Source organism: Antarctobacter albus (genome assembly GCF_900101505.1).
GTDB lineage: Bacteria > Pseudomonadota > Alphaproteobacteria > Rhodobacterales > Rhodobacteraceae > Antarctobacter > Antarctobacter albus.
In genome coordinates this window covers 213,329-231,429 of the sequence record NZ_FMZI01000007.1, presented here as the reverse complement: position 1 = coordinate 231,429, position 18,101 = coordinate 213,329, and the positions used below count along the sequence as shown (strand labels likewise).

The window sequence follows — 18,101 nt, the reverse complement described above, 5'->3', positions numbered from 1 at the left end:
CGATCCAGAATTCCGATGGAAATGTCCAGAGGCACGGCTCAAGCCTTCGGCTGGCCACCCCTTGCCTTGGCCGCTTCGATCAGGATGCGCGCCATCTTTTCGGCGGTGCGGGCCGCCTCGGGCATGTTGCGGACATGCGCCGTGGCAATGGCCCCTTCCTTGAGAAGGGCTAGCTGTTCGGCCAGATCTTCCGGATCGGGCAGCCCGGCGTCGCGGCACAGCTCTGACAGGTAGTCGACGATCCGCCGCTTGTGCTCAGCCGCCAGACGGTGCGCGGGATGGGCCTGGTCCCCAAACTCGCCCGCCGCATTGATGAAGGCGCACCCCGAAAATCCCAACCCCTTGAACGCCTTCCCCAGGAACCATGTTTCCAGCGCCGGGAACATGGATAGCAGCCGTTCTTCGGGATCAGTCGAAGACTTCTCCATCTCGGCCATAAGCCAGTTGCGAAACCTTTCGTCGCGCAATTGCAAGGCGGCTAGGATCAGTTCGTCCTTTGAACGGAAGTGCTTGTAGAGGGTCATCTTGGCCACGCCCGATTCGGCCAGGATCCGGTCGATACCGGTCGCGTTGAAGCCGTGGATGTAGAAAAGTTTCAGTGCAGTTTCGACAAGGTCGTCACGACGCGACTTCAAGACCTTCCCTCCTGTTATCAGACAGTTCTGTATACTTATCCCGTTTTTTCAGCGACCTTTCAATGCGAAAGCGTGATCGCAGGTTTTCACAGCCTGGTGATAGGGGTTTGACAAATATACAGACCTGTCTGTTTTATAAGGGGCGCACAAAGCGCGTTCACATGAACCACACCAAGAGAGATCCCATGACCCGCATTCCCCTTCCGGCCACCATTGACGACGCCCCCATCGCCTCGCGTCCGCTGCTCGAGGCGGTCAAGACCTCGCTCGGCTCGGTGCCCAACCTCTTTCGCTTGACAGCCAACAGCCCCGCCGCCCTGGGCGGCTACCTCGAACTTAGCGGCGCCTTGTCGAAGGGCGACCTGCCCGCCGCAACGCGCGAAGGCATCGCCCTGGCCGTCGCGCAGGTGAACGGCTGCGACTATTGCCTGTCGGCTCATGCCTTCATCGGCAAAAACATGGCCAAGCTGGACGACGCCGAGATCGCGGCCAACCGGCGCGGCGGTTCGACCGACCCCAAGGCAGATGCCGCCGTCCGCTTTGCCGTGTCGCTGGTCAAGGCACGCGGCAACGTGACCGAGGCCGAAGTCTCTGCCGTCAAACTGGCCGGCTACAGCGACGCCCAGATCGTCGAGATCGTGGCCCATGTCGCGCTGAACACGCTGACCAACTACCTCAACGAGGCCTTCGGAACCCCGATCGACTTTCCGGTCGTAAGCTCTGACGCCGCCTGATCCCCCAGGTCCCCCCAGGGCGTCCCGGCACACTCCCTGTCCCTTCTCCCCCGCCGGGGCGCCCGCCTTTGCCCGAGGAACCCAAGATGACCCGACCGCCGATCCCCCCTTTCGACAGTGAAACCGCCGCGCAGAAGGTCCGCATGGCCGAGGACGCCTGGAACAGGCGACAGCCCGAAAAGGTCGCGCTGGCCTATACGCCTGACAGCCAATGGCGCAACCGGGCCGAACGTTTCGCTGGCCGCGACAACATCGTCGACTTCCTCACGCGCAAATGGACGCGCGAGCATGACTATCGCCTGATCAAGGAGCTCTGGGCCCATGAGGGCAATCGGATCGCCGTGCGCTTTGCCTATGAATACCGCGACGACAGCGGCGCGTGGTTCCGCGCCTACGGCAACGAGAACTGGGAGTTCGCACCCGACGGCCGGATGCAGCGCCGCATTGCCTCGATCAATGATCTGCCCATCCGCGAGGACGAACGCCTGATGCACTGGCCGCAGGGCCCGCGCCCGCAGGATCACCCCGGCCTGACCGACCTCGGACTATAAGGAGAGAAATCATGGCCAATGCCTATGCCCGGATCGCCTTTACGCCCACCGTGCGCGCCGAACAGCACCAGCACGGATCGGCAGAGATCTACGCGCGCGTCCTCTCGCCCGAGCGGACCGATGGCGCCGAACTGACCGAACGCGAAGCCGCCTTCATCCAGGCCCGCGACGGCGTGTTCCAGGCGACAGTGTCCGAGACCGGATGGCCCTATGTCCAGTTTCGTGGCGGCACGCCCGGATTTCTCAAGGTGATCGACCCGCAGACCATCGCCTATGCGGATTACAGCGGGAACAAGCAGTACATCAGCACCGGCAACCTGCGCCGGAATGATCGCATCTCGATCCTTGCGGTAGATTTCGCACGGCGCAAGCGGCTCAAGCTGCTGGGGAATGCCCAGATCACCGAGGATCCGTCGGTGATTTCCCATCTGAACGGTCCGGATGCGCCGGTTGCAGAACGCGCCATCGTGATCCGCGTGGCCGCCTTTGACTGGAACTGCCCGCAACACATCCCGGTGCGTCGCACCGATGCCGAATACGGCGAGGAAATCCGCCGGTTGCGCAAGCGCATCGCCGAACTGGAACAACAGCGTTTCGCCGGGGTCTGACCCGGCCCCGACACCGCCCCCGGATGCTTTCCGGGGGCGGTTTTCATTTACCTGCAAAGAATTGGAGCCTGCCATGCCCACCGTCACTGCAGCCTTTGTCCACGCCCTCACCGCAGCCGCCAACCTTGCCCTGACCCCGGACGGAGAAATCCTCTCCGGCGGGGTCGTGGTTTATCAGGTTGCCCCCCTCAAGGACGGGCAATTGGACGACCAGAGCTTTTTCGATCTCATCTGCTGGATCGCGCGGCGCCATCCCGACCGCGTCAGCCTGATGGCCGCCTATGCCGAGGCGATCCGAATGGATGACCTCGGCGTTCTGGGCCTCGCGCTCAAGACGGCGCCGACCCTGCGCGCCTCTCTGGTGCGGTTGGAACGCTATTTTCGCCTGCTGACGGATACGGCTGTCTACCGGCTGGACAGCAGCGCAACGCCTGCGCGGCTGGTGCTCGAAGGTCGGACGCCGGATCATCCGGCGCTCACCCTGCGCAACGAATGCGCGCTGGCCGGGTTTGCCCGCAACGCGCGGGACTTCGTCCGCGACGGGCTGCGGCTGGAGTTCGTCACCTTCAGACACAGATGTTCCGATGATCCCGCGCGCTACGAGGCGCATTTCGGCTGCCCCGTCCTCTTTGGCGCCGACCGCGATTCCATCGCCCTCTCGGCGCATTCGCTGGACCTGCCCAATCGACTGGGCGACAAGGCTCTGTCGGATTTCCTGACCAGCCACCTGGACAAGGAGTTGGGTCCGACCGAACCGGAACCGCCACTGCGCGCGGACCTGTGCCGCCGCCTGTCCACAGCGCTCAGCACCGGGATTCCCCGCGCGGCCAGCCTGGCCCGTGACATGGGGATGAGCGAACGGACCTTCTTTCGCCGCCTCTCGGACGAAGGCACCACCTACCGCGACGTGGTTCGCGAGGTACAGATCAAACTTGCACGCGACCTGCTGGAACACAGCGAATGCAGCATTGCCGAGGTCGCCTTTCTCACCGGCTTCGCCGAGCAAAGCGCCTTTGGCCGCGCCTTCAAACGTTGGGTCGGGCAGGCCCCGGCGCAGTATCGCAATCGCGCTTGCGACGTGCCGCGCCTGCCCCAGGGCGCCGTCATGGCAGGGAGTGCCCAAAGGCTGGCAGGCGGGGCCGATACGGTCGGGGCCGTGGCGGTTTAATCTCTTTTCATCAAAAGGATGAGGCGCTGCTCCTCATCACGGACAATCGGGGCCAGCGCCCCGGGCAACGCGAACACGAAAGGCCCAAGACATGGAACTGACCTGCGCCCCGGCCCGCCCGGGATCCGACACACCAAGCTATCGCCGCACGACCGTCGCACACGCGTCGCAAGGATCGCCCTGGATACGCGGCCTGCGCGAGATGGCCTCGCTGTTGATCGCGGCGGTGGCCGGCGCCCTGGCCACCGGCGTCCTGGCCACGCTCATCATGATGTCCGCCCCGGCCTATGCCAGCGGCACAGCCGAAGGCCATGCCCTCGGCAGTCCGCAACTCATGGCCCGCCTCCCTCGAGAAACCGACGAGGCCGACTGGCGCGCCGCGCGCATCCTGCCCGAGGATCTCCCCGACCTCGCCCCGCTGCCCGGACCGCAGGCCCTGACGCCCCTGCCGGTCTGTACCTGCATCCTGCCGCCCGCAGTGGACTGACCCCATTCCCGGGCGGCCCTAGCTGGCACCCCGGTCCCCAAGGACAGCGAAAGACAAAAAGACCAACGCGGCACGCCAAGCGCCGCGACCGGCACCGCCATGCGGCGCACCCACTTTCGCGGCCCTGGCAGCGCAATTGCGCTGTCCCCACCCCGCTCTGACCTGAAGGAGAGAGACCATGAAACACGACGACCACGACACCTGCGGCTGCAACGTCACGCCTGAACAGGTGGACACCGCGCGCCGCCGCCTTTTGGCCGGTGCCGCCGCCACCGGGGCCGCTGCCATTGCCGGCTCGGCGGCCCATGCCGCCACCCCGGAGGCGCGCGCGCTTTATGCCGATCCGGCAGACCCCGGCCTGCCGCAAATCGACATGGAAATCACGCCCGGCCGGACCGCGCTGGTGGTGACCGACCCGCAGATCGACTTCCTGTCCGAGGACGGCGTGACCTGGGGCGTCGTGGGCGAAAGCGTGACCGAACAGGGCACCGTCGACAATATCGAGCGCCTCTTTGCCGCCGCCAAGGCCGCGGGCATGCCCGTCTTCATCTCGCCCCACTACTACTATCCGCATGACCACAAGTGGCAGTTCGAGGGCACGCTGGAAAAAACCATGCACGCCATCGGCATGTTCGACCGTCCCGACGCGCTTTCTCTGGACGGGTTCGAAGGCTCCGGCGCCGACTGGATGCCGCAGTACAAGACATACATCGAGGACGGTGAAACCATCGTCTGTTCGCCCCACAAGGTCTACGGCCCGGCGCAGAACGACCTGAACCTGCAACTGCGCAAGCGGGGCATCGACAAGATCATCCTGGCCGGCATGTCGGCCAACCTCTGCACCCAGGCGCATCTCTACGAGCTGCTGGAGCTGGGCTACGAGGTCGCCGTGGTGCGGGACGCCACCGCCGGGGCCAAGGTGCCCGAGGGCGACGGATACCTCGCCGCCATCATCAATTTCCGAATGGTCGCCAACGGCGTCTGGTGGACAGACGACGCTGTGACCCGCATCGCTCGCGGCGCGTAAGCGGCGCAGCACTCCCCCCTGAAAACTCCCTGAAAACAAGGATCAAGACCATGACCAAACTGACCTTTGCTGCCGCCGTCTCCGCATCGCTGATCGCGCTGGCATCGGCCGCCTTTGCCGCCGACGAATACAACGTGTCCAACGGGCTGACCCTGACGGGCAACCCTCTGGGCATGCACGGCTTTGACCCGGTGTCGATGTTCAAGGCCGACGCACCGGAAATCGGTGACGCGGAATACACCTCGGAACACGACGGCGTCGACTACTACTTTGCCAATGCCGAGACCAAGGCCGCCTTCGACGCCGATCCGGCGGCGATGCTGCCTCAGTTCGGCGGGTTCTGCGCCTTCGGCGTCTATGTCGGCAAGAAGCTGGACGGCGACGTGCGCTATGCCGACATCGTCGACGGCAAGCTGTATCTCTTCGTGAACAAGGCGATCTTCGACAAGTACCTAGAAGACCGGGAAACCGTGATCTCCGGCGCCTTTGCCAAGTGGCCCGAAATCATCGAGACCCCGATCGGCGATCTCTGATCCCGGTACTTTTGCAAACAGGGCGGGCCGCGGGACATGCCTGCGGCCCGATCCCGTCTGGCCTAGCCCTTGACCCCGGCCGAGATCATCACCGCTTCGGTCACGCGTTTCTGGAAGACCAGGTAGCCGATGATGACCGGCGCCGCCGCCAGCAGGGCCAGGGCCATCATCCGGGCGTAGGCGACACCGAAACTGTCGTTGACCTGCGTGATGCCGACGGGGATCGTCATCATGTTCTCGCTGGTGGCGATCAGGAAGGGCCAGAAAAAGTTGTTCCAGGCCGAGATGAAAGTGATGATAGCCAGCGCCGCCGTGATGCCCCAGTTGAGCGGCAGGTAGAGCTTGAACAGCAGCGTGAACTCTCCGCCCCCATCCAGCAGCACAGCCTCGCGCATCTCGCGCGGGATGGCGTCAAAGAACTGCTTGTAGACGATCACGACCACCGGAACGATCAGCTGCGGCAGGATGATCCCCCACCAGGTGTTGACCAGGTTCAGGTCGCTCATCAGCACGAATTGCGCGACGTAGAGCGCCGGAACCGGCACCATGAAGCTGGCCACAACCACGAGGTACAGCAACTTGCACCCGGGAAAGCGCAGTTGCGACAGCGCGTAGGCACACATCATCCCGGTCACCAGTACGATGACGGTGATGATAAGCGAGGTTCCGACCGAGTTGAAATACCACATCGGCAGTTTCGAGTTGGAGAGCACGGAAAGATAAGCGGAAAAGTTCAGCTCGTCGATGATCACACCGGCATCCGACACGATACGGTTTTCGCTGCGAAGGGACGTGGTCAGCGCCCAGTAGAGCGGAAAGATCCAGATTGCGGCGGCAATCAGCACGATGCCGGAAAAGGCAAGATCCCTGGCGCGTTTGACGGTCATTTGCGGCCTCCGATGCGCAAGAGCTGGAATTGCAGGACCGAGACGATCACGATGAAGAGGAACAGCACCATCGCGATGGCCGAGGCATAGCCCCCGTTGTTCAGCTGGAACGCCTCTCGGTACATCTGCATCAGGACGACGTAGGACTGGTTGAAGGGACCACCGTTCGACAGCAGGTACACCTGGTCAAAAAGCTTGAGTTGCAGGATCAGTTGCAGTGTCAGGACCAGCGCGGTGATCGGCCAGAGCAGCGGCCAGGTCACCCGCCAGAACCGCTGCCAGGGCGTTGCCCCGTCCAGGGCCGCCGCCTCGTAGAGGTCGGGCGGGATATTGCGCAGACCGGCGATCAGCAGCAGCACGTTGAACCCGTTGGTCCACCAGATCGTGACCACCGCAATCATGGGCATCACCCAGTAGGGGTTCTTGAACACCGGCACAGGCTTGCCCGTTATGGCGGCGATCAGCGGTTGCAGGATGCCGAACTGGAAATCCAGCATCCAGGCCCAGATCATGGTCACGACAGAGACGGGCAGGACATAGGGCAGGAAAAAGAGGGTCAGCACCAGCGCCTGCATCCGCCCCTTCAGCCTGCTCACGGCAAGGGCGATCAGCAGGGCGATCACCGTTGTGGGGATAACTGTCAGCAGCACGAAATAGAGGTTGTTCCAGAGCGAGGTATAGAACAGCCGGTCGTTCAGCAGCTTGGCGTAGTTGTCCAGGCCGATCCACTGCCCCTCTCCGATCAACGGCGCATCGGTAAAGCTGAGCGCAATCACACTGAAGGTGGGGTAGAGGAAAAAGACAATGAAGATGAACAGGAATGGCGCGGTCATCAGGAATGACGCCCGCAACTCGCGGCGTCGGCGCTTCGGTATCGACATGAGGGCCTCCCTTTCCGCTCACCTATGTGGCCCTGGGCCTGCCGCGCAGGCCCGGGGAAATCGACGTCAGTCCAGCAGCGCTTGCAGCTGCGCTTTCATCTGCTCGGCCGCATCCTCGGCGCTGAGGAACCCGTGCACCGCCGGGGCGATCAGGTTGTCCACGGCATCGTAGACCGGCGAGGCCACGCCCGCGATTTTCGAACGCGGATCAAAGGCCGCGTTGTCCGCCAGCGAGGCATAGGTCGCATTGGGCTGCAGCGCCGCATAATCATCGCTTTCGACCGTGGGTTTGTAGGCGGGGATATGGCCCGCACCGGCCCAGGCCAGCGAATGTTCCTGCATCCAGCCGATCACTGTCAGGACAGCCTCGCGCTTTTCGTCGGTCATGTCCGGGTCATTGGGGATCGCAAAGGCGTGGGAATCCGCCCAGGTGGCGGGCATGTCCATCATCTGAGGCACTTCATTGGCAAACCATTCAAAGCCCAGTGAGCCGTCGTCGGTCGAGTCCTTGAACGTCGGCACTTCCCAGACGCCATTGATGTGCAGCACCGATTTGCCGCCCGAGAAAAGCGCCACCGAGGCCTCGTAGGCGGCCTGCTCGGGAATCAGTCCCTCGGCGCGCCAGTCGGCCAGGGTCTGGATCGCTGTCACGGCCTTGTCCATGTTGTCGCCGACCAGGACCTCACCGTCGGTCAGCATCTCACCGCCCTGCTGGCGCAGGAGCGTGTAGAACATCCGCCAGGTGCCGCCTCCGCCTTCGGACTGAAAGCTCAGCGGGTCTGAGAAACCTTCCCCCTTGGCCCAGGTCAGCAGCTCGGTCATCTCCGCGATGGAGGAAATGCCGGTCAGGTTGCCGTCCGCGTCCAGCCACTTGGTCCCGTCCAGCGCCGTCCGGTTGTAGTGCACAACGACGGCGTGAATGTCGAAAGGCACGGCCATCAACTGCCCGTCATCGGTCGAGGCGGCGGTGATCGACGCCTCGAAGAAATCCCCTTTCGACAGGCCCGCAGCCTCAAGATCTGCATCGCTGATCGGCGACAGCACGTCCTCTTCCAACGCCAGCGGCAGGCGCGACAGGTGATAGGTCATGATGTCGGGACCCTGTCCAACCGCAACCGCAGTGCGCACCTTTGTGTAGAAGGGCAGGCCCCACTCCAGCGTCGTCCCGCTGATCTGGATTTCAGGGTGTTCCTCGTTGAACTGGTCGATGAGCGCCTTCATGCGCACGCCGTCACCGCCAGCCAGAAAGTCCCACCACTCGACTTCGACCTGGGCCCAGGCCGGACCGGAGAGTCCCAGCGCCACCGCGGTTGCCGCGGCCAGCTTGCCAAACTTCATAGTCATTTCAGTCCTCCTCCTGACTGTCATTGCCTTATCGAATGCGGTCGCCTTCAGCGTCGAAGACGAAGATGCGCCCGGGGTCGGGCGTCACCGTCTGTATCGTTCCGTGCATCCCGTGCCGGGCGCCGGTCTGTTGAAAGATCACCGGCTCGCCGCCGTCCAGCGTGCCGTGCTGGTAGGACACGCCGCCCAGTTCCTCGGCCACGTCCACCGTGACCCGCAGGCCCTGTCCCTCTGTCACCTGAAGATGCTCGGGGCGCATCCCCAGCGCGATCCGTGCGCCGTGCGCGGGTTTGTCCACCAGGGGGATGTCAAAGCTGATGTCCGGCTGGCCGGTCAGCGTGGCTGTCACGCCGTTGTCCCCGTGCCCGGACACCGTCGCATCAAGGAAATTCATCGACGGCGACCCGATAAAGCCCGCGACGAAGCGGTTTGACGGATCGTCGTACAGATCCAGCGGCGCGCCGCTTTGCTGGACGTAGCCGCCCTGCAGCACAAAGATCGTGTCGGCCAGCGTCATCGCCTCGACCTGGTCATGCGTGACGTAGATCATCGTGGCGCCCAGCGCCTTGTGCAGCCGCGCCAGTTCCAGCCGCATCTGCACCCGCAGCTCGGCGTCCAGGTTGGACAGGGGTTCGTCGAACAGGAACACCTCCGGCGCGCGCACGATGGCCCGCCCGATGGCCACCCGCTGACGCTGCCCGCCAGAGAGTTGCGCGGGTTTCTTGTCCAAGTGCTCCACCAGTTGCAGGATACCGGCGGCCTCGCGCACCTTTTCGTCCACCTCGGCCTTTGGCCGCTTGGCCAGGCGCAGGCTGAACGCCATGTTTTCATAGACGGACAGGTGCGGGTACAGCGCGTAGGACTGAAAGACCATCGCCACGCCGCGATCCGCCGGATCCTCGTGCGTCACGTCGCGGTCGCCGATGGCGATCTGGCCATCGCTCGTATCTTCCAGTCCGGCAATCATCCGCAGGAGCGTGGACTTGCCACATCCGGACGGGCCGACGAAGACCGCGAATTGCCCGCGCTGGATGTCCATGTCGACCCCACGGATCACGTCGATGGCGCCAAAGCTCTTCTTGATCCCTCTCAGATGAACGCCCGCGTCCTTCATCGTGCCTCCCCCTTCTTTCGTTTCACCTTGGCCGGGCATCTCCGCCTCAGCCGACCGAAAGCCGGATCATGCTGTAGGAAAAGGCCGGCAATTCGCCCTTAAGCGCACCCTCGCCCACGGCCAGCCTGTCGCCCTTGCGCGGGGTTACCTTGTTCGGTTCGGCACAGGTGTTGGCCACGCGGGCCAGGCTGCTGTCCCCGCCCATCACCTGATGGTCGATCAGCTTGAGGCTGTCAAAACCATGCAACGCCAGGTCAAGCTCCATCGCCTCGTCCGGGCTGCGGTTGATGGCGAACACCGTGATCGACTTGCCGTCCGGCGCCAGCACCGCGGCCACGTCCAGGTAATTCACGTCTTGCGCCACCGCCTCGTCATAGCGTGGGCAGTCCACCGCGACGTTAAGCGCGGTACCGCGGCCATAGAGGCTTGCGAACTGGTAGGGATAGTAGATCGAAGTCGCCCAGGCCTTGCCGCCGCGTTCGGTGCGGATCGGGGCGATGACGTTCACCAGCTGCGCGATACAGGCGATCTTGACCCGGTCGGACCGGCGGATGAACTCGTTGAGCAACCCGCCGACAAAGATCGCGTCCTCGAGGTTGTAGTCCTCTTCCAGCAGCGCCGGCGCCTCGGGCCAGTCCCAGGAATGCCAATTCTTCGAGTCCTCTTCGCGGTTGTGATACCAGACGTTCCACTCGTCAAAGCAGATATAGATGTCGTTCTTGGCCCGTTTCTTGGCCTTCACATAGTCGATCACCCCGGCGATCGACTGAATATAGCGCCCTGTCTCCTCGACCTTGGCAAAGTAGTTCAGGCTGTTGCGGCTGTTGTTGCCGAAATACTTGTGCAGGGAGATGTAGTCGACATTCTCATAGCACTCTTCCAGCACCTGCCGTTCCCAGTCCGGGTAGGTCGGCATCTGGTCGTTGGACGAGCCGCAAACCACCGTCTCGATCCCCTTGCCGAAGGCCTTGACCGCCTTAGAGGTTTCGTCGGCAAGGCGCCCGTATTCCTTGGCCTCCATGTGGCCGATCTGCCAGGGGCCGTCCATCTCGTTGCCGAGACACCACATGTTGACGCCATAGGGGTCTTCGACGCCGTGACTGCGGCGCAGATCGCTCCAGTAGGTGCCCGAGGGGTGGTTGCAGTATTCGACGAAGTTGCGCGCCTCCTCGATCCCGCGGGTGCCGAGGTTCACCGCCAGCATCATCTCGATCTCGGCATCCTTGGCCCAGCGGGCAAATTCGTTGATGCCCACCTGGTTGGTTTCCTTGGACCGCCAGGCCAGGTCCAGCCGGACAGGACGATCCTCTTTCGGGCCAACGCCGTCTTCCCATTTATATGCCGAGACGAAATTGCCACCCGGATATCGGATCGCCGGGATCTTGAGATTGCGCACCAGGTCCAGCACGTCATTGCGGAACCCGTCAGCGTTTGCGGTGGGATGATCAGGCTCGTAGATGCCGCTGTAGATGGCCCGCCCCATGTGTTCGATGAACGCCGAATATAGACGGTCATCGATCTGCGCGATGCTGAAATCCCGATGTATCGAAGCGCGGCCCTTCATGTCCCCTCCCAGGTGCGAATGTCGTGTTGGGGGCACAGTAGGGTCGCCGCGCGTTTACATTCAATTTACATCTCGGTCTATCGCGTTGACAGAATTGGTAATACAGTTCGGATCCGATTGCCCCTTGCCCAGCCGCTTTTCGACAAGCCCAAGCAGCCGTCGGGCCGCCGCCGACATCAGGCGATCCCGTGGACAGAGGATGTGGTAGGGTTCGATCGGGATGGGCCGGATCGTGTCCAGAAGGACCAGATCGGCGCAATAGGGCGGCGACAGCAGCAGGTCGGCAACCTCCTGCGTGACCACCGCGATGACGTCGGAATCGCGCAGCAGGGCCATGATGGCCACCACGGAGGCAGTCTTGATCAGATTGTCGGGCAGGTCCGTGCCTTCCTCGTGAAAGGCGATTTCAAGCGCGTGCCGGATCGGCGCCCCACGGTCCTGCATCGTCCAGAGTTGGTCTGACAGGTCAGCCAGCGACACCCGGCCCGCCTCGGCCATTGGGTGCCCCCGCCGCACCATCAGCAGGACCTCCTCGTCTCGGGCGGGCTGGATGTCGAAATCCCGCGAATAGTCGTGCGGGCCGACCCGGCTCAGCGTGAAATCGTAATCGCCGCGTTCGAGCCCCCACATCAACTGCGACGACGACGAGACATCCAGCGATACGTCGATCCCCGGCGCCAGGGACTTGAGGTCGAGGATCGCAGGGATCATCGCGGCCAGCGCCCCGCCGGTCACGGCCCCCACACGCACCGACCCGCCCATGCCGCCCAGATGAGCAGAGAAATCCTGCGACATCCGGTCGATGTCATGCACCAGCTTGCGCGCATGGGTCACCAGAACCGTTCCCTCGGGCGTCGCGCGCATCCCCTTGGGCGTCCGTTCGAACAGGGCAGAGCCGATGTTCTCTTCCATGTCGGCCAGCATCCGCGACGCGGCCGGCGTGGTCATCCCGCAGACATCCGCCGCGAGCCGCAGTTTCCCGTGACCGGCAATCGCGCTGATGAGGCGCAGCTGAACCGGCCGGAGTGAGCGAAGGTAGTGTGACACGGCCGCAGCCCCCAGTACGCACCCGACCGCCGCGCCGGGCATCTGCTGCCAGACTCTCCCTGCGTCCCCGGTTTAGCAACCCCGCAAAGGAAAGGGCGCGCCCGAAGGCGCGCCCTGCTTTGCAACATCCGTGCCGGGATCACTCGGACAGAGTGAAGGGCGCAGTGTACTTGTCGACGTTGTCAGGGGTGATCAGGGCGCAGTCGAACAGCTGCTTTTCCTGGGCCACTTTCGGTTCGCCGTTCTTGATGTAGTAGTCCGCCTGGATCACGGCCTCACGCGAGAAGACGGCAACCGGCTGCAGCACGGTATAGGCCATCTCGCCTGCGCGCACGGCCTCGACCGCGTCGGGCGAGCCGTCGAAACCGCCGACGATGGTGCCTTCAAGCTTGCCGGCCTCCTTCAGCGCGACGATCGCACCCAGCGCCATTTCGTCGTTGCCCGAGATGACGGCATCGATGACCGGGTTGGCCTGGATGATCGACTGCATCTTGGTATAGCCTTGGGTCCGGTCCCAGTTGGCCACTTCCTGCGCGACCTTCTCGAGGTCCGGATACTGGCTCAGCACGGTGTTGTACCCGTTCGAACGGGTGGCAGCGTTGTTGTCGGCCGGGTTGCCGAAAAACTCGACATATTTGGCCTCGTCGCCGACCAGTTCTTGCCAGGCAACGGCGCCCAGCGCTGCACCCTGGGCGTTATTCGACACCAGCTGCGCGATGGCGATGCCGGATTCGTTGATCTCGGCGTTCACGAGGAAGACCGGGATGCCGGCCTCGGTCGCCTTGCGCACCACGCCGACGGACCCGTCCGCGTTGGCAGGGTCAAGGATGATCGCCTTGGCGCCATTGGTGATGGCCGCGTCGATCAGGTTGGATTCCACGTTGGTGTCGCCCTTGTGCGCGGCAACGGTGGCTTCGTAACCCAGCTCTTCTGCGGTTGCCTTGGCGACTTGGCCCTCGGTGAACCAGTAGGGGTTGGCCGGGTCTGTCACGATGATGGAGATCAGGCCCTCGGCCCAGGCCGAGCCTGCCATCAGGGGCAGCGAAGCGGCGGCGGCCAGCAGGGCGCGTTTGGTGAACTTGATCATGAGAATTCTCTCCCTTGGGTTGGTGATTGCCGGGGTCCGGCAGGACTTCGCGTCGGGCCTCCTCTTGCCCGGGAAACCGCGAAACTTGGGTGGGGGCGGGCCTAGCCTTTCTTGGCCTTGCCCCCGTATTGGATCGAGTTGAGCATCACGGCGAGGACGATGACCGCGCCGGTGAAAACGGTCTGCCAGTAGGACGAGACGCCGATGATCACGAGGCCGTCCGACAGGAAGCCGATGACGAAGGCGCCCAGCAGCGTGCCGCGCACGGTGCCGCGTCCGCCCATCAGGCTCGCGCCGCCCACCACGACCGCAGCGATGGCCGTCAGTTCGTAGGTGGTGCCCGCCGTGGGTCCGGCAGAGGTCAACTGCGAGCTGAGGACGAGGCCCGCGATGGCCGCGCACATGCCCGACAGGACGTAGACGGTGATCTGCACCTTCTTGACCGGCACGCCCGACAGTTCGGCGGCGCGTTCGTTCCCGCCCGAGGAATAGAGCCAGCGGCCAAAGGCAGTGCGCGACAGCAGCAGACCGGCGGCAATCGCGACCACGGCCAGGATGATGACCCCGATCGGAACACCGCCGATACGGTTGAAGCCAAGCCAGTCAAAGCCGGTGTTGCCCAGGCTCTGGTTGCCGGACAGGTTGTTGAAGGTCAGGCCGTTGGTCATCAGCAGCGCGACACCGCGCGCCACGTAGAGCGATCCCAGCGTCGCCACGAAGGCCGGCACGCGGAAATAGGCAACCAGCACGCCGTTGACCGCGCCGACGAAGGCGCCCAGCCCCAGCGTCAGGACCACGACGGCCCAGACCGGCGGATACAGGATCACCCCGGCCGACTCCAGCTCGACCCCCTGCATCAGGAAGCCCGCGAAGACCCCGGTCAGGCCCAGGACAGAGCCGACCGACAGGTCGATCCCGCCGTTCAGGATCACCAGCATCATGCCGACGGACAACAGCCCGAAAATGGCGACATGATTGGCCATGATGAGAAAGTTCGACACGGTCGCATAGTTCGGCGACAGGATCGAGAAGATGATGATGATCGCGATCAGGGCAAAGAAGGCACGGCCTTCCAGCAGGATCTGAACGAGGTTGGCATTCTCGCCAAAAATCGAGGCGATCAGCCCGCCTGACCCCTGCTTCTTGTTGGTGGTGACATCGGTCATTTCCGCGATCTCCAGTTCAGTGCTGCGCCGTGTCGGGCTTGTCCATGTCGACAATTGCCCGGGCTGTGTGTTCGTCGATGATCAATCCGCTGAGCAGGCCGCTTTCGAGCACGGCCTTGATCGCCTGTGTCTTGATTTCGCCCCCGGCCACGGCGACGATGCGACGGCCTTTCAGCCGCTCCAGCGGCTGGGTCAGGATGCGGTCGGTGATCTCGCGGCCCACGGGTTTGCCCCGCTTGTCGAAGAAATGACCCAGCATCTCCCCGACGCCGCCGGCCTCGGCGATACCGGCCATTTCCGCCTGCTCGATCATGCCCGTCGTGACCAGCTCTGCCTGCGCCCCAGTGGTGCCGATGCCCACGATCATCAGATCCGCTTGACCGGCCAGCTCCGCCGCCTGCTGCGCGGCCTTCTGGCCCAGCAGCACGTCGCGGTCGGCGGTGGAATTGGCGATGAAAGGCACGGGCATCGAGGCCGCCTCGGCCCCTGTCTTGTCGGCCAGGCGTGTGACAACCGCGTGCGGGTTCACATCCGCCCCGGTGGTCAACGCCCCCATCAGCGACACGACTTTCAGGTTCGGTGCCGATTGCGGCGCCAGATTCTCGACGCAGGCCAGCAGGGTCCGCCCGTGCCCAACCCCGATGACATTCGCCTGGCCGTCGGCGATGACCGAGGTCAGGAAACGGCCCCCCGCCGCGCCAAGCGGGCCAAGCGCCAGGTCTTCCTGGTGCAGGTCGGTGACAACCTCGCAATGATCCAGGCCAAAGGCCGCGGTCAGGCTTTGCTGCAGATCCACCTCGCCCGAGGCGGCCATGATCTGTTCCTTGGTGGCGTCCGGCCCGAAGGTGGCCGAGATCTTGCCCTTGTGCATGACGATGATGCGATGCGCGATGGACAGACATTCGCTGACCTCGGAAGTCGAATAGACCACGGCGAGGCCCTCTTTCGCGCCCTCGGACAGCAGGCGGAACACCTCTGCCTTGGCGCCGATGTCGATGCCGCGGCTGGGTTCGTCCAGCAGCACGACCGACGGCTTGGTGGCCAGCATCTTGCCGATCACGACCTTCTGCTGGTTCCCACCGGACAGCGAGCCAATGGCAGCGCCGCCGCCGTCGGTCTTGATCGTCACCTCACGGATCGAACGTTCGATGATTTCCTGCTCATCCGCCTTCGACGTCAGCAGGCGCCGGGTAAAGGCCCCGATCGAAGCCAGCGACAGGTTCTGTCCCACGGTCATGGTCTGGACCAGCCCGTCGCGCTGGCGGTCTTCGGGCGTCAGGACAAGGCCCGCCTCGATCCGCTGCGCAATGGTCATCCCGGCCAGGTCGCGCCCGTGCAGCCGGATGGTGCCGCCCGAGGCCGGCAGGCGGCCCGCGACACATTCCATCAACTCGGTGCGCCCGGCGCCCATCAGCCCGTAGATGCAGACGATCTCGCCCTGCCGCACGTTCAGCGACAGGCGATCCACGACCGAATAGCCGGAGCCGCCCGGCGCGGGCACGCTGAGCGCCTCGATCGACAGGGCGGTTTCGCCAAATTCGTATCCCGTCGGCGGCGAGCCGAGGTCAAAGTTCTCGCCCACCATGTTGCGGACGATCCATTCCAGGTCGATTTCCGCACGGGGGGCATAGGCCGTCATCACCCCGTCACGCAGCACGACCGCATGGTCGGTGATGGTCAGCGCCTCTTCGAGGTGGTGCGAGATGTAGACGATCGAGACGCCGCGCGCCTTGAGGTCATGGATCACCTTGAAGAGCACGTCGACTTCGGCCGCCGAAAGGGCCGAGGTCGGTTCGTCCATGATGAGGATGCGGGAATTGACCGACAGCGCACGCGCGATCTCGACGATCTGCTGTTGGCCCAGGCGCAGGTCCTCGACCGGGGTCAGGGGATCGATGTCCTCTTCCAGCTCTTCCATCAGGAGGCGGCACTGGCGCTCTTCCTCGGCGAAGTTCACGCCGCGCGGCCCCATGATCTCGCGCCCCAGAAAGATGTTGTCGCGCACGTTCATGTTGGGCGCGAGAGACAGTTCCTGGTGGATGATGGAAATCCCCAGTTCGCGCGCCTCGACGGTCGAGCGGATTTCGACCGGTGCACCGTCCAGGATCAATTCACCCGTCGTGGGCATGTGCACGCCGGACAGGATCTTCATCAGCGTGGACTTGCCAGCGCCGTTTTCGCCAAAGAGCGTCGTCACCTGGCCGCGGTGGACGTCGAAGTTCACCCCCTTCAGCGCGTGAACCGCGCCAAAGCTCTTGGTCACGTCGCGCGCGGCCAGAACCACCTCGACCTTGTCCGGCGCGGCGGTCGGCGTTTCGTCATGCACGGGCACCTTCATCACTGCACCTCGAGCGCGACGGGCGTGACCAGCCAGTTCTTCGGGTTGATCATGGTAAAGGCGCCGGTCACGGAGATGGTCTTGCCCTGCAGGTTGTCGCGGTCGAGATCGGTCAGCACGTCGGCAGACATCGCCCGGTTGATGCCCGCGCCCGCGTCCTGGTACTCGATCTGGTTCTTGAAGGCGCCGAACTCGATGTCACCGACGATATCGCGCAACTCGGTCCCGTTGATTGCCGGCCCGGTCTGAACGCGGATCCGCGTTCCCTCCGGCATGTCCGGCACGTCGATGTTGAAGATGCCGGACTTTCCCTCGCCCACGGTGCCGGTGAATTTCACCGTCATCACCGGAAAGGCCCCCGCCATCGTGCCGTAAGCTGCGGTTGCCGCCGACTTGTCCTCGGCCAGTTCGCGGGCCAGGTCCGCTGCCTCGGGGGCGCGGCCCGTGACGAAGTCGCGGATGCGGGGGAACTCGCCGACACCAAAGCGGTCAGGGTCAAAGGCCTGCTGCCGCAGGTCCTCGTCGCCGCCGATGGCCACGACCTTTGTGTCGAGCGCGATCGCGCCCAGCAACACAACCCCCGCGATAGCGGTGATTACATTCCTGCGCGTAGCCTTGCTGGCGCTGGCAGATACTGTGCCGGTGGTTGCCATGTCGGGCGTGCCCCCTCTTGCGATTCTGCCCGGCGGACCAGGCTGTTCCGTTTCTTCCTGCCAATCGGCAGGAACCTGTCTGTCGCGGGAATGGCAACCAACTGAAGTTGCTTTATTCCTCCCCTTTCGCCGTGCCCGGAACCCCTCAATTCCCTGGATGGGTCGACGATTCGCCGCCGTGGTGCCACTGCGACCGTTTGCGCCAACCATAAGTGAAAAAAATTACGTTGTCTGCAAAAAAAATCACTACGTCGAGATTCTTTGTGTTACACCAAAT

18 protein-coding genes are annotated in these 18,101 nt (G+C 63.9%); 7 read left to right on the top strand and 11 right to left on the bottom strand.

Features of this window, described 5'->3' with window-relative positions:
• Positions 1-38: 38 nt before the first annotated feature.
• Positions 39-635, bottom strand: coding sequence for a TetR/AcrR family transcriptional regulator (locus BLQ71_RS14105; RefSeq protein WP_069210973.1), 597 nt, complete (start codon positions 633-635; stop codon positions 39-41).
• A gap of 185 nt (positions 636-820) precedes the next feature.
• On the opposite strand from BLQ71_RS14105, the gene BLQ71_RS14100 reads away from it, so the two are divergent.
• The 7 genes from BLQ71_RS14100 (at position 821) to BLQ71_RS14070 (ending at position 5,743) form a co-directional block, all read left to right on the top strand.
• Complete coding sequence (locus BLQ71_RS14100; protein WP_074622169.1) at positions 821-1,369, top strand: carboxymuconolactone decarboxylase family protein; 549 nt, start codon at positions 821-823, stop codon at positions 1,367-1,369.
• Between the two features lie 86 nt (positions 1,370-1,455).
• On the top strand, positions 1,456-1,920 hold the full coding sequence (locus BLQ71_RS14095) for a nuclear transport factor 2 family protein (RefSeq protein ID WP_069210971.1): 465 nt from the start codon (positions 1,456-1,458) through the stop codon (positions 1,918-1,920).
• 11 nt (positions 1,921-1,931) lie between these two features.
• On the top strand, positions 1,932-2,528 hold the full coding sequence (locus BLQ71_RS14090; RefSeq protein WP_069210970.1) for a pyridoxamine 5'-phosphate oxidase family protein: 597 nt from the start codon (positions 1,932-1,934) through the stop codon (positions 2,526-2,528).
• A 73-nt stretch (positions 2,529-2,601) separates the two neighbouring features.
• Positions 2,602-3,696 (top strand): AraC family transcriptional regulator, encoded by a 1,095-nt coding sequence (locus tag BLQ71_RS14085; RefSeq protein ID WP_069210969.1) that lies wholly within the window; start codon positions 2,602-2,604, stop codon positions 3,694-3,696.
• A 91-nt stretch (positions 3,697-3,787) separates the two neighbouring features.
• Positions 3,788-4,183, top strand: a complete 396-nt coding sequence (locus BLQ71_RS14080; RefSeq protein WP_074622168.1) for a hypothetical protein — start codon at positions 3,788-3,790, stop codon at positions 4,181-4,183.
• 178 nt (positions 4,184-4,361) lie between these two features.
• Positions 4,362-5,210, top strand: coding sequence for a cysteine hydrolase family protein (locus tag BLQ71_RS14075; protein WP_083342255.1), 849 nt, complete (start codon positions 4,362-4,364; stop codon positions 5,208-5,210).
• A 50-nt stretch (positions 5,211-5,260) separates the two neighbouring features.
• Positions 5,261-5,743, top strand: coding sequence for a YHS domain-containing (seleno)protein (locus BLQ71_RS14070; protein WP_074622167.1), 483 nt, complete (start codon positions 5,261-5,263; stop codon positions 5,741-5,743).
• 62 nt (positions 5,744-5,805) lie between these two features.
• On the opposite strand, the gene BLQ71_RS14065 is transcribed toward BLQ71_RS14070, so the two are convergent.
• From BLQ71_RS14065 to BLQ71_RS14020, 10 genes are all read right to left on the bottom strand, one after another.
• A complete protein-coding gene (locus BLQ71_RS14065; RefSeq protein ID WP_074622166.1) occupies positions 5,806-6,630 on the bottom strand; it encodes a carbohydrate ABC transporter permease in 825 nt (274 codons plus the stop codon).
• Positions 6,627-7,511 (bottom strand): carbohydrate ABC transporter permease, encoded by an 885-nt coding sequence (locus tag BLQ71_RS14060; protein WP_043137058.1) that lies wholly within the window; start codon positions 7,509-7,511, stop codon positions 6,627-6,629. The genes BLQ71_RS14065 and BLQ71_RS14060 overlap by 4 nt, the downstream gene beginning before the upstream one ends.
• 66 nt (positions 7,512-7,577) lie before the next feature.
• Positions 7,578-8,855: an extracellular solute-binding protein gene (locus BLQ71_RS14055; RefSeq protein ID WP_088702313.1), complete on the bottom strand. Its 1,278-nt coding sequence runs from the start codon at positions 8,853-8,855 to the stop codon at positions 7,578-7,580.
• 28 nt (positions 8,856-8,883) lie between these two features.
• Positions 8,884-9,969 (bottom strand): ABC transporter ATP-binding protein, encoded by a 1,086-nt coding sequence (locus BLQ71_RS14050; protein WP_069210964.1) that lies wholly within the window; start codon positions 9,967-9,969, stop codon positions 8,884-8,886.
• 46 nt (positions 9,970-10,015) lie between these two features.
• On the bottom strand, positions 10,016-11,533 hold the full coding sequence (gene arfA / locus BLQ71_RS14045; protein ID WP_074622164.1) for an arabinosylfuranosidase ArfA: 1,518 nt from the start codon (positions 11,531-11,533) through the stop codon (positions 10,016-10,018).
• Between the two features lie 60 nt (positions 11,534-11,593).
• A complete protein-coding gene (locus tag BLQ71_RS14040; RefSeq protein WP_074622163.1) occupies positions 11,594-12,622 on the bottom strand; it encodes a LysR family transcriptional regulator in 1,029 nt (342 codons plus the stop codon).
• A 97-nt stretch (positions 12,623-12,719) separates the two neighbouring features.
• Entirely contained in the window at positions 12,720-13,667 is a 948-nt protein-coding gene (locus tag BLQ71_RS14035) for a D-ribose ABC transporter substrate-binding protein (protein ID WP_043137067.1), read from the bottom strand.
• A 101-nt stretch (positions 13,668-13,768) separates the two neighbouring features.
• A complete protein-coding gene (locus BLQ71_RS14030; RefSeq protein ID WP_083342254.1) occupies positions 13,769-14,833 on the bottom strand; it encodes an ABC transporter permease in 1,065 nt (354 codons plus the stop codon).
• Positions 14,834-14,849: 16 nt separating this feature from the next.
• A complete protein-coding gene (locus BLQ71_RS14025; RefSeq protein ID WP_074622162.1) occupies positions 14,850-17,171 on the bottom strand; it encodes a sugar-binding domain-containing protein in 2,322 nt (773 codons plus the stop codon).
• Positions 17,171-17,746, bottom strand: a complete 576-nt coding sequence (locus BLQ71_RS14020; protein ID WP_229754871.1) for a DUF2291 family protein — start codon at positions 17,744-17,746, stop codon at positions 17,171-17,173. Before BLQ71_RS14020 ends, BLQ71_RS14025 begins: the two co-directional genes overlap by 1 nt.
• Between the last annotated feature and the right edge of the window lie 355 nt (positions 17,747-18,101).